This window comes from Ruegeria arenilitoris (genome assembly GCF_013030985.1).
GTDB classification, from domain to species: domain Bacteria; phylum Pseudomonadota; class Alphaproteobacteria; order Rhodobacterales; family Rhodobacteraceae; genus Ruegeria; species Ruegeria arenilitoris_B.
In genome coordinates this window covers 23,184-39,502 of record NZ_WPYP01000009.1, presented here as the reverse complement: position 1 = coordinate 39,502, position 16,319 = coordinate 23,184, and the positions used below count along the sequence as shown (strand labels likewise).

16 protein-coding genes are annotated in these 16,319 nt (G+C 60.0%); 14 read left to right on the top strand and 2 right to left on the bottom strand.

Translation table 11 applies throughout. The features are described from left to right. Positions 1 to 148 precede the first annotated feature (148 nt). From GOX88_RS17380 to GOX88_RS17365, 4 genes are all read left to right on the top strand, one after another. Positions 149 to 1,117, top strand: coding sequence for a Bug family tripartite tricarboxylate transporter substrate binding protein (locus tag GOX88_RS17380; RefSeq protein ID WP_170404643.1), 969 nt, complete (start codon positions 149 to 151; stop codon positions 1,115 to 1,117). A 70-nt stretch (positions 1,118 to 1,187) separates the two neighbouring features. Further along, a complete protein-coding gene (locus GOX88_RS17375) occupies positions 1,188 to 1,619 on the top strand; it encodes a tripartite tricarboxylate transporter TctB family protein (RefSeq protein ID WP_170404640.1) in 432 nt (143 codons plus the stop codon). Between the two features lie 9 nt (positions 1,620 to 1,628). Continuing rightward, positions 1,629 to 3,167 (top strand): tripartite tricarboxylate transporter permease, encoded by a 1,539-nt coding sequence (locus GOX88_RS17370; RefSeq protein WP_170326072.1) that lies wholly within the window; start codon positions 1,629 to 1,631, stop codon positions 3,165 to 3,167. A gap of 113 nt (positions 3,168 to 3,280) precedes the next feature. Continuing rightward, a complete protein-coding gene (locus tag GOX88_RS17365) occupies positions 3,281 to 3,733 on the top strand; it encodes an SRPBCC family protein (protein WP_170404637.1) in 453 nt (150 codons plus the stop codon). A gap of 20 nt (positions 3,734 to 3,753) precedes the next feature. On the opposite strand, the gene GOX88_RS17360 is transcribed toward GOX88_RS17365, so the two are convergent. Together GOX88_RS17360 and GOX88_RS17355 are read right to left on the bottom strand one after the other, a co-directional pair. Next, a complete protein-coding gene (locus GOX88_RS17360) occupies positions 3,754 to 4,623 on the bottom strand; it encodes an amidohydrolase family protein (RefSeq protein WP_170404634.1) in 870 nt (289 codons plus the stop codon). Beyond that, entirely contained in the window at positions 4,620 to 5,621 is a 1,002-nt protein-coding gene (locus GOX88_RS17355) for an ester cyclase (protein WP_170404630.1), read from the bottom strand. The genes GOX88_RS17360 and GOX88_RS17355 overlap by 4 nt, the downstream gene beginning before the upstream one ends. Before the next feature lie 159 nt (positions 5,622 to 5,780). Here GOX88_RS17355 and GOX88_RS17350 point away from each other — a divergent pair, with 159 nt between their 5' ends. The 10 genes from GOX88_RS17350 to GOX88_RS17305 all read left to right on the top strand — a co-directional run bounded on the left by GOX88_RS17350 (position 5,781) and on the right by GOX88_RS17305 (position 16,208). After that, positions 5,781 to 6,854, top strand: coding sequence for an ABC transporter ATP-binding protein (locus GOX88_RS17350; protein ID WP_170404627.1), 1,074 nt, complete (start codon positions 5,781 to 5,783; stop codon positions 6,852 to 6,854). Between the two features lie 48 nt (positions 6,855 to 6,902). Then, positions 6,903 to 8,114, top strand: coding sequence for an ABC transporter substrate-binding protein (locus tag GOX88_RS17345; RefSeq protein WP_170404624.1), 1,212 nt, complete (start codon positions 6,903 to 6,905; stop codon positions 8,112 to 8,114). Positions 8,115 to 8,186: 72 nt separating this feature from the next. Further along, a complete protein-coding gene (locus GOX88_RS17340) occupies positions 8,187 to 9,209 on the top strand; it encodes a carbohydrate ABC transporter permease (protein ID WP_170404621.1) in 1,023 nt (340 codons plus the stop codon). After that, positions 9,210 to 10,364 carry a carbohydrate ABC transporter permease gene (locus tag GOX88_RS17335; RefSeq protein ID WP_170404618.1) on the top strand — a complete coding sequence of 385 codons (1,155 nt, stop codon included), beginning with the start codon at positions 9,210 to 9,212 and terminating at the stop codon, positions 10,362 to 10,364. It begins immediately after the preceding gene. Between the two features lie 128 nt (positions 10,365 to 10,492). Beyond that, a complete protein-coding gene (locus tag GOX88_RS17330) occupies positions 10,493 to 11,023 on the top strand; it encodes an ester cyclase (protein WP_170404614.1) in 531 nt (176 codons plus the stop codon). An 11-nt stretch (positions 11,024 to 11,034) separates the two neighbouring features. Further along, the gene (hisD, locus tag GOX88_RS17325; RefSeq protein ID WP_170404611.1) at positions 11,035 to 12,366 is read left to right on the top strand and encodes a histidinol dehydrogenase; all 1,332 of its coding nucleotides are present in this window, start codon (positions 11,035 to 11,037) and stop codon (positions 12,364 to 12,366) included. Further along, a complete protein-coding gene (locus GOX88_RS17320) occupies positions 12,363 to 13,415 on the top strand; it encodes an ester cyclase (protein ID WP_170404608.1) in 1,053 nt (350 codons plus the stop codon). The genes hisD and GOX88_RS17320 overlap by 4 nt, the downstream gene beginning before the upstream one ends. Continuing rightward, the gene (locus GOX88_RS17315; RefSeq protein ID WP_170404605.1) at positions 13,415 to 14,179 is read left to right on the top strand and encodes an SDR family NAD(P)-dependent oxidoreductase; all 765 of its coding nucleotides are present in this window, start codon (positions 13,415 to 13,417) and stop codon (positions 14,177 to 14,179) included. Before GOX88_RS17320 ends, GOX88_RS17315 begins: the two co-directional genes overlap by 1 nt. Beyond that, on the top strand, positions 14,179 to 15,222 hold the full coding sequence (locus GOX88_RS17310; protein WP_217354253.1) for a LacI family DNA-binding transcriptional regulator: 1,044 nt from the start codon (positions 14,179 to 14,181) through the stop codon (positions 15,220 to 15,222). The genes GOX88_RS17315 and GOX88_RS17310 overlap by 1 nt, the downstream gene beginning before the upstream one ends. Beyond that, on the top strand, positions 15,219 to 16,208 hold the full coding sequence (locus GOX88_RS17305) for an ester cyclase (RefSeq protein WP_170404602.1): 990 nt from the start codon (positions 15,219 to 15,221) through the stop codon (positions 16,206 to 16,208). The genes GOX88_RS17310 and GOX88_RS17305 overlap by 4 nt, the downstream gene beginning before the upstream one ends. Positions 16,209 to 16,319: the final 111 nt, after the last annotated feature.

Sequence of the window (16,319 nt, the reverse complement as noted above, 5' to 3'; positions counted from 1 at the left end):
GACGCCTCCCAAAGCCGGACGCAGGAACCGTGACAGGTTCGTGACAGCATTATTCGGTAAACAGATACGACCTGCAAGGACACGCGCCTGCGGGGATCGGTTTCGGCCGCTGAAATGTGGCCCAAAAAGACCCAAGGAGGAGACACGAATGAAACTGTTTGGAACCAGTGGCGCAATTGCAGCTGCTGTCTTTGCCCTGTCCGGCGTAGCCGCCAGCGCACAGGAATGTATCGCCCCGGCCAACCCCGGCGGTGGCTGGGATTTCACCTGCCGTCAGGTGGGTAAATCGCTGCAGGACCTGGGCCTGATCGACCAGACCATGCAGGTGGTGAATCTTGCCGGTGGTGGCGGTGGCGTGGCCTTTGCCGAAGTGGTGAACAAGCGTGGTGAGGATAACGAACTGATCGTTGCCGCCAGCGCGGCCACCGCGACCCGTCTGGCGCAGGGGGCCTATCCCGGCAACACCATGGAACAGGTGCGCTGGCTTGCCGCCATCGGGGCCGATTATGGCGTGATTGCCGTAGCCGCCGACAGTGCGGTCAATACGTTGCCGGAACTGCTGGACCAGATCAAAGCGGACCCGGCCTCGGTTTCGGTTGCGGGCGGGTCCGCCGTGGGTGGATGGGATCACCTGAAGGTGCTGATCGCGGCCAACGCTTATGGCATCGACGATGTCCGGGCCGTCAAATATATCGCCTTTGACGGCGGTGGCGAGGCGGTGACCCAGCTGTTGGCCGGTTCGGTTCAGGCCTTTACCGGTGATATCTCCGAGGCCAAGGGTTTCGTCGATTCCGGCGATATCAAGGTGATCGCGGTGCTGGCCCCCGAACGCCTGCCCGGTGAGTTTGCCGACTTCCCGACTGCCAAGGAACAAGGTGTCGACGCCATTGGTGCCAACTGGCGCGGCTTCTACGCTCCGGGCGGTATGACTGATGAGGCCTATGGCGATTGGGTCGGCAAGATCGGTGACCTCTACGCCTCGGGCGAATGGAAAGAGGTGATGGCCGCCAACGGTCTTGCCCCGCTGGACCTGCAAGGCGCGACTTTCCAGGACTTTGTCGCCGAATCCGTGGGTCAGATCCAGACCATCTCGAAAGAGATCGGGATCATCAAATAACCACTCACAGCGATCCGGGCGCCCAGCTGTGCCCGGATCAACCCATTTACCCGAACAATAGGAGACACCGATGAGTGACCGCATCTTCGGGGTCGTCGGACTGCTACTCGCCATCGGATTTGCCTTTTCCGCTTTGGCGATCGAGGAGAGCTTTCTGTCCGATGCCGTCGGACCCAAAGCCTTCCCCCTGATCATCGCCGCAATTCTGGGCCTGTCGAGTATCGTCATCGCCCTGCGCCCGGATACCGAGCCCGAATGGCCCACGCTGAGCCGTCTGGTCGAGGTCGGCGCCGCCGTGGTCATGATGATCCTTTACGCTGAACTGCTGCCTGAGATCGGCTTTGTCATCGCCACCGCCTTTGCCGCCACCTATCTGGCCTGGCGTCTGGGCTCTGGCCCGTTCGAAAGTGTGTTGGTGGGCATTGGCACGTCCGTTGGCATCTACGTCATCTTCCATCTGGTTCTGGGCTTGTCGCTGGCCCGCGGCCCACTGGGGTTCTGAGGAATAAACATGGAAACTCTTGCATCCCTCGGAGACGGTTTCGCCATCGCGCTGACATGGCAGAACCTGATGCTGGCCCTGCTGGGCTGTTTTCTGGGCACGATCATGGGCGCGCTGCCCGGTCTCGGCCCGTCAAATGGCGTGGCGATTCTGATCCCGCTGGCCTTTACGCTGGGGCTGGGGGCGACACCTTCGCTGATCCTGTTGACCAGTGTCTATTACGGGGCAATGTATGGGGGTCGGATATCTTCGATCCTGCTGAACATCCCCGGAGACGAGCCCGCCATGATGACCTGTCTGGACGGGCACCCCATGGCCAAGAAGGGCTTTGCCGGTGAGGCGCTGTCGCTGTCCGGTATCGCCTCGTTCGTTGGCGCGTTTCTGGCCACATGGGGCCTGATCTTTCTGGCGCCGCAGCTGGTTAAGATCGCGCTGCTGTTCGGACCGGCCGAGTATTTCGCCCTGTTCGCCCTGGCCTTCATGACTCTGGGTGGCGTGTCCTCGACTAATCAGGCGAAATCCGCCTTTGCCGCCGCGCTGGGTCTGGGTCTGGCAACGATCGGTGTGGATACCCAAACCGGCGTGCCGCGGTTCACCTTTGGCGAGGTACACCTGTATGACGGTCTCGATTTCCTTGTGGCTATCGTCGGTCTGTTTGCCCTGTCCGAGGTCTTTATCTTCCTTGAACACCGCCATGGCGGGTCGGATGCCGAAGGCCGCAAGCTGAATATCGGTCGCCTCTACCCACCGATGTCGATGGTCAAGAAATGCACGCCGACCATGCTGCGGACTTCGTTCCTGGGCTTTATCGCCGGGGTTCTGCCGGGGGCCGGGGCGTCTCTGGGCTCATTCATCTCCTATTCGATGGAGAAACGGCTGGTCGACAAGGAAAACACCTTCGGCACCGGTGATCCCCGTGGCGTGGCGGCGCCCGAGGCCGGGAACAACGCCGCCGCTGGCGGAGCCTTGGTGCCCATGCTGGCGCTGGGCGTGCCGGGGTCGGGAACCACGGCGGTTCTGCTAGCGGTTCTGCTGGCGCTGAACATCACGCCCGGTCCGTTGCTGTTCACGCAGAACCCGGATGTGGTCTGGGGCCTGATCGCGGCGCTGTTCATCGCCAACTTCATGTTGCTGGCAATGAACATCCCGATGGTGGGGCTGTTCACCCGCGTGCTGATGATCCCCTCACGCATCCTGATGCCGATCGTGGCGATGGTCAGCTTTGTCGGCATCTACGGCATTTCGGGGTCGAGCTTTGACCTGCTGGTGATGATCGGGTTCGGCGTTATGGGCTGGGTTCTGCGTAAGCTGGACGTGCCACTGGTGCCGATCATCCTTGGCACGCTGCTGGGCAACTCGATGGAGAACAACCTGCGCCGTGCGGTGACCATCGACAACGGCAACTGGTGGACCCTGATCGACAGCCCACTGTCCATCGCGCTGTGGTCCATTGCCATCATCGGCTTTGTCCTGCCCCTGATCGTCGGTGCACGGGTCAAGGCCAAGATGCACCAGCGCCGGGATGAAGAAGGCGCGATCAGCGACTGATACTCCGGGCGCCGCCGGTCGGGGACTGGCGGCGCCAAAACAGACTCTGGAAAGATGCGATGGAACCTGTAACTTTGCTGAACAAGGCAAGTCACTGATCAAAGGAAGCGCGCATGGACTTGAGTGATGAAATCCGCATCTCGGCACCGCGGGATGTCGTGTACCAAGCCCTGAACAACCCTGAGATCCTGCAGGAGTGCATTCCGGGCTGTGAGGAACTGACTCAGAACGCGCCCGATGAACTGGCGGCAAAGGTTGTGCTGAAGATCGGCCCGGTCAAAGCCAAGTTCGCCGGAGAGGTCACGCTGGACACCTCCAACGCCCCCGACGGGTTTTCCCTGTCCGGCGAAGGCAAGGGCGGGGCTGCGGGTTTTGCCAAGGGCGGCGCCGACGTGACGCTGACCGAAGACGGAGACGAGACGGTGCTGTCTTACACCGCCAAGGTCGATGTCGGCGGCAAGATTGCCCAGTTGGGCAGCCGCCTGATCTCGGGCACCGCCAAAAAGCTGTCGGGCAAGTTCTTCACCCGGTTTGGCGAGATCGTATCCGAGCAATCGGTGTCCTGACCGTCAGGACACCCTGCCCGTTACATGTGATAGAACTTCTGTGCAGTTAGCCCGAAAACCTGGTCGTGATCGGTGTCGGGGACCAGGGCTTTGTGTCTGGCGATCAGGTCCGTGTAATTGGATGACAGGCTGTCGACCGGAAAATTAGACCCGAACATGCAGCGTTCGGGCCCAAATTGGGTCAGGCAGGTTTCGACGATGGGTCGGACACTATCCGCAGTCCAGCCGTGATCGAACATACCAAGGCCGGAGAGTTTGCAGGTGACCTGCGGCAGCGCCGAGAGGGGTTGCAACGCCTTGGCCCAGCCCTCCAGCCCCGGTTCGGATCGGTCATGCGGTGACCCGGCATGGCACAGCGCCACCTGCGTTGCAGGAGCCTGATCCAGAACGGCGGCGGTCCGTTCCATCAACTCGGGCAATAATTGCAGGTCAAAGGACAGGCCGCGATCGCCCAGTTGTTTCAGGCCGGCCAGAAACTTTGGACTGTCCAACAGGTCGTTGGTGCCCGACAGCTGATCCTCACCCGGGGCGCGACCGATGATCTGGCGCACCCCGCGCAGCGAGGGCAGGGTTTGCAGCCGGTCCAACTGTTCGGTCATGTCGTCCGCGGTCAGGTCACAAAAGGCGACCTGCACCAGCGGCCAGTCGGGATATTGATCAGCGACGGACTGCACCCATTGCGCCTCGGACCATGGATCGGCGGCGCCGACCTGAATGTGGACTGAGGCAGTAAACCCAGCGGCCTTGGCATCTTTGCGGAATTCAGGCAGCAGATAGTTGCGCTGAATCGGGGTGGGATCGCCAAAGAACCGCACCGCGCCCTTTTCCATAAGCCATGGATATTCCACAGCGTTCAGGTCCCACAGGTGATGATGCGCATCAATCCTCATGGCGTTTCAATCCCTGTCGTGCGGGCCAGAATATCGACACCCTGTTGTTTCCAAAAATGCAGAAGGTCGATGAAAATCCAGTTCTCGGCCAGTTTGTCCCCCGCCCGGCGGTAGATGTCGATCACCCGGAATTCGCCGGGCTTGCCGGTGGCGGGCATGCCCATGAAGCCACCTGTCGGAACAGCAGTGAAATTGGGCCAGCCGAAAAAGCCGCCATAGTGCCCCTCGGCCAGACGGCAGATATGTTTGGTCTTGGAGCGCTCGGTGAATGACGCACGAAACGGGCCGGAATGCTGCTTGGCATAGCGTTCGATCGTGTAGGTGGCGCCGATGCCTTCGGGCCCCCACCAGATCATGTCGTCATGCCATGTGCGGGCCAGTTCGTCCTCAAGCGACAGGCCGCTGTTCCACTGTCCAAGGTCCGAGATCATGGCGTTGATCGCCGCCAGCGTCTTGCGGCCTTCTTCCTCGGGCTGATCATCATGCAGCAGACCGTCATGGGTCAAGGGACCGGGTTGGATCAGATGGGCCGCAGTTTGCGGCGGAAACGGGTTTTGCCCCGCCTGCACCATCAGATGGGGGATGTCGAAATACATCGCGGTCTCGGCAATCTTGCCGTCCGCGACCCGGTGAAACTCGCAATAGCGCAGAAAAGCCATCTTGCCGGTTGGGCGAATCCCCAGCCATGGCGCGTCGAACAGGCCCATCAGATGACCCATCGAAACCACCCAGACATCCGCACCCGTTTCCAGAGAGTTGGTGCCCGCGAAAAAGACATCCTGGCGGCGTTGCATCCGTTTCAGGCTGGATTTCAACGGCTGCCAGAATGCTCGCGCCACCGATTCTGCACCGGTGATTTCGTCGAACGGATGAAAGCCGCGCCACAGCAAATCGTCAGCACAGAATTGCCCAAACATGTCAGGCAGATTCGTTTCGCTGGATGAATCGAGGGCCTCGTAGAACGAGGAGACGAGTGTTTTTTCTTCCTGAAAGCTCACGTTGCACCGTTTCGTTGATGGCTTGCTTTGGATTTAAGCGATTGAGAATCGCAAGTTAAAGGTTTTTTGCATACGTATGCAAAAAAGTCTTGCCAGAAATGATTACTGGAGAATACAGTTTTGCAAACGTATGCAAAGCGAATCCTTGCAGGGGGCACCATGGCGGAAATTCAACTGCGCAACGTCGGCAAACGCTGGGGCAGCTTTGTCGGGGTTCACAATTTCGACCTGACCATCGCGGATCGCGAGTTTCTGGTGCTACTGGGCCCGTCAGGCTGCGGCAAGACCACCACGATGCGGATGATAGCCGGTCTTGAGGATGTGACCGAAGGCGAAATTCTGGTCGACGGCAAAGTGGTCAACGATCTGGAGCCCAAGGACCGCGACGTGGCGATGGTGTTCCAGAGCTATGCGCTCTATCCCAACATGAACGTCTATGAGAACATCCGCTTTCCGCTGAAAGTGCGCGGCATCGACCCGGCAAGCCATGACGAAAAGGTGCGCCGTGCCAGCGCGATGGTCGAGCTGGACGAATTCCTGCACCGCAAGCCTGCCGAACTGTCCGGTGGTCAGCGGCAGCGTGTGGCGCTGGCCCGTGCCATCGTCCGCGAACCCAACGTGTTCCTGATGGACGAGCCGCTGTCGAACCTCGACGCCAAACTGCGGGTTTCGACCCGGGCGCAGATCAAGAACCTCAGCCACGAACTGGCGGTAACCACCATCTATGTGACCCACGATCAGATCGAGGCCATGACCCTGGCCGATCGTGTTGTGGTCATGAAAAAAGGTGTGGTGCAGCAGGTAGGCAGCCCGACCGAGATTTATGACCGTCCTGCGAATACGTTTGTCGCCAGCTTCATCGGCTCACCGGCGATGAACCTGATGGACGGTCAGGTGTCGGGCGGCGTGTTCCGCGCTGAACATGTTGAGATTCCGGTCGATGCACCGGACGGCCCGATGACGCTGGGCTTCCGCGCTGAAGACGCCAGCCTTGCCGAAGGGCAGGGCCAGATCACCGCGCCGATCTATACGCTGGAGCTGTTGGGCGATGCCACCATGATCTCGGTCCGGGTCGGTGGCGCGCTGGTATCGGTCAAGGCCGACAAAGCCTTCCGCGCCGAGATCGGCGAGATGGTGTCGTTCGCGGTGCCAACGGATATCTGTCACCTCTTTGAAGCTGAAAGCGGTGCGCGGATCGGGGAGCAATCCCACAAACAGCCCATTCGGGCATAACAGCGGTCCGGACGTCGACGACGGACCGATCCTGACAGGGAGAAACGCATGAAACTCAAATCACTCTTCATGGCAGGCGCCATGTCCCTCGCAGCAACCGGCGTATGGGCCGAATGTGCGTATGAAAACGAAGTGCCGCTGAAATCGCTCTCGGCTGGCTTCGAGGCCTGGAAGGCCGTCACCGATGCGATGGCCGAATGCGGCAACTTCAGCGCCTCGCTGGACCAGGAGTTCCGCGAGAAGCAGCCCGAGGCGTTTGCTGCAAACCCCTCGCTGTATCAGATTGGTGGCGTCGCCAACGAGACGATGATTCCGCTGCTGAACGCAGGCTCGCTGCGTCCGCTGGATGATCTGGTTGAAAAATATGGTCAGGACCTGCTGCCGAACCAGCTGATCAAGGTCGACGGCAAGGTCATGGCGATTGCCATGATGGTGAACGCGCAGCACCTGATGTACCGCAACGACGTTCTGGCCGATCTGGGCATTGAAGAGCCCAAGACCTATGACGACGTTCTGGCCGCCGCTGCCAAGATCAAGGAAGCTGGCGTCATGGAGTATCCGATCGGCGGCACCTTCAAGACCGGTTGGAACCTGGCTCAGGAATTCGTCAACATGTACATGGGCGAAGGCGGTCAGTTCTTTGGCGAAGGCAACATGCCCTCGATCAACAACGAACAGGGCGTCAAAGCGCTTGAGACCATGAAAGCGATGACCGAGTTCATGGACCCTGAATATCTGGTATCCGACTCGACCTATGTTCAGCAGCAGTTCCAGCAGGGCAAGATCGCCATGGCGAACCTGTGGGCCAGCCGTGCCGCAGCGATGAACGACGAAGCCGAAAGCCAGGTTGTCGGCAAGGTGACCATGGCATCGGCGCCGATGGGTGCGGCTGCGCCATCGACCACTATCTGGTGGGATGGTGTCGTTCTGGCTGCGAACATGAGCGACGAAGAAGCGGATGCCGCATTCCGTCTGGTTCTGGAAGGCATCGACGGTGACATGGTCAGCGCCAACAACGACGTCGCAGTCTGGCTGAGCCCCGCCTACACGCCGGGTGATCTGGCAGCCGGTGCCGCAGCGTCGGCAGAAAACGGTGCCAAGGCGTACCCTGCGTCGGCCCCGATGGGCGTTCTGCACAGCGCGCTGGGCAACGGTCTGGCCGACTATCTGACTGGTGCAAAAGACGCATCAACCACTCTGGCCGACATCGAAGCCGCTTATCTGACTGCTGCGAAAGAAGCAGGTCTGGTCAACAACTGATCCTCCCGGGGGGAGGGCTCCGGCCCTCCCATCCCCTCCTGATCCCTCGAGAACCATGAGAAAGGCAGAGCCATGAATTTCCGGACATTTGCCGCCTTTGTTGGCCCCTCTGTCTTTATGATGCTTCTCTTCATCGCTTTCCCGCTGGTCAGCGTGTTCAAGCAGAGCTTTTACATCACCCAGCCGATCTATGAGACGGTCGAGGTGGAAACCTGCACCCCCGGTTTCCTGACCCAGACCTGTGTGACCGAAGAAAAGTCTCAGCCCGTCTTGGATGAACACGGCGAGGTCATCACCCAGACGCAATATGTCGGGCTGCAAAGCTATCGCAACGTGCTGGAACCCGAACGGGCCTGGCGCGCGATCACAGATGGCAGCATAAGCGCGTTGACAACGATTGATTTCTGGAAGGCATTGCGGTTCACCCTGACTTTCACCCTGATCACCTTGCCCTTGGTCATTGTCTGCGGGCTGGGCATTGCGGTCATGATCAACAACGCCGCTCAGGCGATACGCGGACCGGTGATCTTCATCTCTTTGCTGCCCTTTATCATCACCCCGGTGATCGGTGTGCTGTCGGTCAACTGGCTATTTCGCGGTGATGGTATCCTGACCGCGCTGCTGGAATGGTGGCTGAACCGCGATATCGCTCTGTTTGCGCAAGCCTGGACCATTGAGATCCTGATGATGCTCTACCGCGTGTGGCACGTGGCACCCTTTGCTGCCATTGTGTTCTATGCCGGTCTGCAGACCGTCAATCAGGACAGTCTGGAAAGTGCCGTGATCGACGGCGCGACCCGTTGGCAGCGGATGAAATACATCGTGATCCCTCACCTGATGCCGCTGATCATTTTCGTGTCGATGATCCACCTGATGGACAGCTACCGGGTGTTCGAAGAGATCGTCGGTTTCGCCAGCCAGGGCTATGTCATCTCACTGCAATGGCTGACTTATGACTTCCTTGTGCCGGATCAGGCGGGCAACCGCTCGATCAGCCGGGCTTCGGCCAGCGCCATGCTGACCATGATCGGTATTGCCATCCTGCTTATCTTCCCGCTGCGCCGGACATGGCGCGATCACAAAGGAGGTCACTGAATGTCCTCGCGTGCACTTCGCCAACCGCTCAGCCTGCGGCTGACCTCGAACATCTTTCTGGCTTTCTGGTGCCTTGTTGCCATCTTCCCGATCTTCTGGATCACAGTGATGAGCTTCAAATCCCCGGTTGATGCCTTCGACAGTAACGCCCTGAACGTGATTTTCGGACCAACTACTCTGTCCAACGGCAACGGGCTGTCGCTGCTTGATATTATCCTAGGTATTGCCGTGATCTGGGGAACCATTGCTCTGGTGTCCAAGAAAATGCCCGTAATGATCAAAGCCTATTCAAAGGAAGGTCAGGAATGGCTTGGCTGGGTGATCGGTATTCTCGCTGCCGCCGTCGGCTTTCTAGTGGTATTTTTCGTAATCCTGCCTGCTATTCTGAGCGTATTGAACCCCCTCTTCGGACCGTTGGGGCGCGACATTCTGGGCCTGACGACCGAACACTACCAAACTGTCTGGATCGACCGAGGTTTCTCGAACAACTTCAAAAACTCGCTGATCGTAACCACAGGGGTCGTTGTCTTGTCGCTGTCGGTTGGGACGCTGGCGGGATACGGGCTGGCACGATCAGGATCAAACCTGGCCTTCTGGCTTCTGATCGTTGCTTTGGTCTTTCGGGCTTTGCCGCCCTCGGCGTTAGTCGCCAGCTATCTGCCGGTTTTCATCAGCTCGTCGGAATGGCTGGCGCCGATTCTGGGTGAAAACGCGCCGACGTTGTATGGTAAGCCGTTTGCGGTGATCGCGGTGCTTGTAGCGATCAACCAGCCGTTCACGATCTGGATGCTGCGTTCATTTTTCCAGAACATTCCGGCGGAATTGGACGAGGCCGCACGTGTGGACGGGTGCAACCATTTTCAGGCCTTCCGCCGCGTGATTATGCCGGTGATGTGGCCGGGGGTGATCACCACCGGGCTGTTCAGCTTCCTGCTGGCCTACAACGACATCCTCGTGACCTCATTGCTGCTGGACGCGCAGAACCAGACCATGGTTCCGGCCATCGTCGGTATGTTCAACCGCGAAACCACCACGACCGATCAGGTTGTTGCCGTGGCTGCCGCCGTGTCGATCACTGCGCCGCTGATCTTCCTTGTTCTGATCTTCCAGCGCCAGATTGTCAGCGGTCTGACCGCAGGCGCGGTGAAAGGCTGATGAGCAACCATGCCCGCCATAACGCCATGTCGCGCCACCCGGCGCTGAACAGGATGCCCAGGGATTTTCTGAGCTTTGGGGGCCTTTCCCCCAATCTCTTCCCTGTAAAACCTGAAAGGACATGACACATGAAAGGTTCTCGCCCCGAACAAGCGGTTCTGACCCGCGACACGGATCTCAGCAAAACGGATGAGACACGCCGTGTTATTGAAACCATGGTGGACGGTCTGAACGACCACCGCATCGACGATATTGGTGAGTTTTTTGCCCAGGGTTTTCGCTGGATGGGCAATCAGGGCTGCGGCACCAAGACCGGTCTGGAAGAATTTCAAGACAACTGGCAGCGCCCGTTTCAGGCCGCGTTCTCGGACAAGACCTGCATCGACGAGGCGCGCCTTTACATGGGGGAATGGGCGGCGGCGTTTGGTCGTCAGGAAGCCACGCATTCGGGTGAGTTTCTGGGTATCGCACCCACCGGCAAACGGGTCGAGATCCGTTATATGGATTTCTGGAAAGTGGTCGATGGCAAGATCGTCGACAACTGGGTGAATGTCGATTTCGCCCATGTCGCGGCGCAGCTGGGTGTCGATCTGTTCCAGGGAGAAGGCTGGGAAGCATTTGACCGGGGGGAAAAAACGCCGCCCCGGCCCGAAAACTGAGGATTGGAAACATGACAATCGAGTATCTGAAACGCGGTAAGTCTGACGCCGACCGGGCCGAGGACGACGCCAAGACCCGCGCCGTGGTGGAAGCCACGCTGAAAGACATCGAAACCCGTGGCGATGCCGCCGTGCGTGACCTGAGCGAGAAGTTCGACAACTATTCGCCCGCCTCTTTCCGGCTGTCGCAGGAAGAGATCGACGATCTGATCGGCCAACTGACCGAGCGTGAACTGGCGGACATCAAGTTCGCGCAGGAACAGGTGCGCAATTTCGCACAGGCACAGCGCGACTCGATGCTGGATATCGAGGTTGAAACCCTGCCGGGCGTGATCCTGGGCCACAAGAACATCCCTGTTCAGTCCGTGGGTTGTTATGTTCCCGGCGGCAAGTTCCCGATGGTGGCTTCGGCGCATATGTCCGTGGCAACGGCCTCGGTCGCCGGTGTTCCGCGCATCATCGCCTGCACCCCTCCGTTCAACGGCAAGCCGAACGCGGCGGTGATTGCGGCCATGCATCTGGGCGGCGCGCATGAGATTTATGTCATGGGCGGCATTCAGGCCATCGGCGCCATGGCGATCGGGACCGAAACCATCGATCCCGTTCATATGCTGGTTGGCCCCGGTAACGCCTTTGTGGCCGAAGCCAAGCGTCAGCTGTTCGGCCGCGTGGGTATCGACCTGTTTGCGGGCCCGACCGAGACCATGGTCATCGCCGATGAAACCGCAGCTGACGCAGAGTTGTGCGCCACCGACCTGCTGGGTCAGGCCGAGCATGGCTATAACAGCCCCTGCGTTCTGCTGACCAACTCGCGCAAACTGGCCGAGGAGACCCTGTCGGAGGTCGACCGTATTCTGGGCATTTTGCCGACGGCTGGCACTGCAAAAGTGTCGTGGGATGAGTATGGCGAAGTGATCGTCTGCGACACCTATGATGAAATGCTGCAGGTCGCGGACGACATCGCCTCCGAACACGTTCAGGTCATGACCGACCGCGACGACTGGTTCCTTGAGAACATGACCTGCTATGGCGCGCTGTTCCTTGGTCCGCGCACCAATGTTTCCAACGGGGACAAGGTGATCGGCACCAACCACACGCTGCCGACCAAGAAAGCGGGCCGCTATACCGGTGGTCTGTGGGTCGGTAAGTACCTGAAGACGCATAGCTATCAGAAGGTAGTCACCGATGAGGCGGCGACTCTGATCGGCGAATATGGCTCGCGCCTGTGTATGCTCGAAGGCTTTGTAGGCCATGCCGAGCAGTGCAACATCCGCGTGCGTCGCTATGGCGGCATCAACGTACCATACGGCGAGCCTGCGCCCTATCGGGACGCCGCTGAATGAGTGACAAACACACACATCACAAATCGCTGATCGCACCGCTTCGGACGGCGATGTACGACTTCAGCGAGGACGGTGTGCGCAGGGCGCTGGCAGATGTCAGCGCCCCTGACGCTGTTTTCAGGCTGTGCCATCCCTTTGGCGACAGCCCCGGCAGCGACGCGTTTTACGATACCGCCTACAAAGACCTGCTGTCCGCCTGGCCCGATCTGGAACGCCGCGACTATATCGTCATGGCTGGCCCGGATGAGCATGGGGCCGATTGGGTCGGATGTGGCGGTTACTATACCGGCACCTTCACCGGGCCGTGGCTGGATATCCCGCCGACCGGCCATCAGGTGACGATGCGGTTCCACGAATTCTACCGTTTCGAAGATGGCAAAGTGGTCGAGATGCAGGCCCTGTGGGACATCCCCGAGGTGATGATGCAGGCGAATGCCTGGCCGATGGCCCCCAGCCTTGGCCGCGAATGGCATGTGCCCGGACCGGCCACGCAGAACGGTTTTGTGCCCGGCCCCTATGATGCGGCCAAAGGGCAGGCGGCCTGCCAGCACATCATCGACATGCTTGAACACCTGAAGAAGCACCCCTCGCAGGGCGGGCCGGAGGTGATGGAGCCCGAGCGGTTCTGGCATCCTCGGATGAACTGGTACGGCCCGGCGGGTATCGGTACCGGGCGCGGGTTTTCCGGGTTTCGCAACTGGCACCAGATTCCGTTCCTCAACGGGATGCCGGACCGCGGGCAATATATCGACGACATCACCTATCACTTTTTCGGGGATGGCGACTATGCCGCCGTGACCGGCTGGCCTAACATGATCCAGACTGTGACCCATGATGGCTGGATGGGTATCGCGCCCTCGGGCAAGCGGATCACCATGCGCAGCCTCGATTTCTGGCGGGTGGAAAACGGCAAGATCCGCGAAAACTGGGTACTGGTCGATCTTCTGGACGCGTATCGTCAGCTTGGCGTTGACGTTTTCGCCCGACTGCGGGAATTCAACAAGGCCCGCAACATGGGGCGTATCAATATCCCGGATGGAATGAGCTGATGAGTGACCTGCCCCGCACCCCTTCGTTTTCCCTGGCAGGCAAGACCGCCCTTGTCACCGGCGCGTCCTCGGGCATCGGGCAGGGTTGTGCCGTGGCTCTGGCCGAAGCGGGCGCGCATGTGGTCTGCGCCGCACGTGGGGCGGATCGTTTGAACGAAACGGTTGCCGCGTTTCAGGCGCAAGGCTGGTCGGCCGAAGCCGCCGTAGTGGATCAGAGCGATCTTGAGGCACTGCGTGGCCTTTTCGATGGTCGCGTCTTTGATGTGGTGGTGAACTCGGCCGGAACCGCGCGTCATGGTCCGGCAATTGAGACCTTGCCCGAGGATTTCGACGCAGTGACAAACGTCAACCTGCGCTCGGCCTATTTCCTGTCATCCTACGCGGCCAAGGCGCTGATGGCGGCGGGCAAGCCGGGGTCGATCATCCATATCTCAAGCCAGATGGGTCATGTCGGCGGTGTCGACCGGGCGCTGTATTGCGCGACCAAGCACGGGCTTGAAGGCATGGTCAAAGCCATGGCGATCGAATGGGGCAAGCAGCGCATCCGCATCAACACCGTGTGCCCCACCTTCATCCGCACGCCGTTGACGCAATCCACCTTCGACAATCCCGAACGGGCTGCGTGGATCATGGAAAAGATCAAGCTGGACCGGATTGGTGAGGTCGAGGACATCATGGGCGCGGTGACCTACCTGGCCTCGGACGCCTCGGCGTTGGTCACGGGTACCTCGATGCTGATTGACGGAGGATGGACGGCAGACTGATGGCTGAAAAAGTTACCTCACTTCAGGTTGCGCAACTGGCCGGTGTCAGCCAATCGGCGGTCAGCCGGGTGTTTACGCCCGGCGCGTCGGTCAGCAAGAAGACCGAGGAAAAGGTGCGCAAGGCCGCAGCCGAGCTGGGTTATCGCCCCAATGTTCTGGCCCGGGCAATGGTGTCGGGGAAAAGCCGGATCATCGGTTTGGTCGTCGGGTATCTGGATAACTACTTCTACCCTGAAGCGCTTGAGAAACTGTCCAATGCGCTGCAGGAAAAGGGCTATCATGTCCTGATATTCATGGCCTCACGGACGGCCGGGAACATCGAAGATGTGATGGCGGAAATTCTCGATTATCAGGTGGATGGAGTCATTCTGGCCTCGGTCGCGATGTCGTCGGAAATTGCGATGCGCTGCCAGCAGGCTGGTGTGCCGGTGGTGCTGTTCAACCGCAGTCAGGATATCGAAGGCATCACCTCGGTCACATCCGACAACTATGTGGGCGGGCGCAAGGTGGCCGAGTTCCTTCTGGCCGGAGGGCACGAGCGCATCGGCTATATCGCTGGCTGGCAGGGTGCCTCGACCCAGCGCGACCGCGAGGCCGGGTTCCGGGCCGGACTAAGTGAAAGTGGCCAGAGCCTGTTTGCGCATGAGATCGGCGACTTTCACACGGAAACGGCCCGTGCGGCGGCGCGGCGTATGTTCGATGTTGCGCCAGACATGCGCCCGGATGCGGTGTTTGTCGCAAATGATCACATGGCGCTGGCAGTGATGGATGTGATCCGCTTTGAGCTGGGGCTGCGCGTGCCCGAGGACGTGTCGGTCGTGGGCTATGACGATGTGCCGCCCGCGGCGTGGCCTGCCTATAACCTGACCACGATCCGACAACGCGCCAATCTTATGGTGGCGGAAACCGTCACCGCATTGCTTGAACATATCGACACCCCGACAACGGCAAAACCGCGCAAAGTGGCCATCGACGGGCCGCTGATCGTGCGGACCTCGGCCCGGTTGCCCAAAGGGTGGAACCCACAAAGGACAGAGACATGAAGGGCTTCGATCCGAAGTTCCGGGATTTTCCGGACTACATCATCGGCATCACCAAAGAGATCTGGGAAGACAGGGGGATTTCCACCCTGCACGAGTATTACGCATCGGATATCGTGGTGCGGATGCCCGGCAGCGTGTCGACCGGCAATCAGGGCGTGATCGGAGCGACAATGGCCACGCTGGCCGAATTTCCCGATCGCACCCTTCTGGGTGAGGACGTGATATGGTCCGGCACTCCGGAAGTGGGGATGCTCTCGAGCCACCGCATCATGTCTACCGCCACCCATTTGGGTGATGGGATGTTCGGTCAGGCGACGGGCGCAAAGCTGCGCTATCGCATTCTGGCCGATTGCCATGCGCGCAACAACGCCATCGATGACGAATGGCTGATCCGTGACAACGGTGCAGTTGTGCGTCAGATGGGCTGCGACCCGCAGGATTTCGCCCGTGATCTGATCGCGCGGGAAGGCGGGCCGGAGAGTTGCGTCAAACCGCTGACCCCTGCCAACGATATCAAGGGTCCGTATTCCGGCCGCGGCAATGACAATGAATGGGGCCAGCGCCACGCCGATCTTCTGACCCGGATGATGGGCGCAGATATGGGCGCGGTCCAGCGCGAATACGACCGTGCGGTTCAAACCGAATACCCTGGCGGTGCAAGCGGCCATGGGCGTGAGCCGGTTGATCGCTTCTGGATGTCGCTGCGCGCTGCAATGCCCAGTGCGACTTTCACCATTCATCACCAGATCGGGCGCGACGATCCGAACATGCCGCCACGATCCGCCATCCGTTGGAGCCTGCATGGCAAGCATGACGGCTGGGGTGCCTTCGGCGTGCCCACTGGCGCCGAGCTGTATGTGCTGGGCATCAGCCACGCCGAATGGGGCGAGCTGATCGGCGGAGACATCAGGCTGCGCCGCGAATGGACTCTGTTCGATGAAACGGCGGTCTGGAAGCAGATTATTCTGGCGACCGGGGACGTGTGATGCCCTTGGTGACTGCCCCTCTTGATACCAGCGAAGGGACCCGGCGGTATCACTGCCACCGGGCCTCTTTGCGGGCAAAGCGGCTGAACAACCGCCCTCCCGGGGCAACGG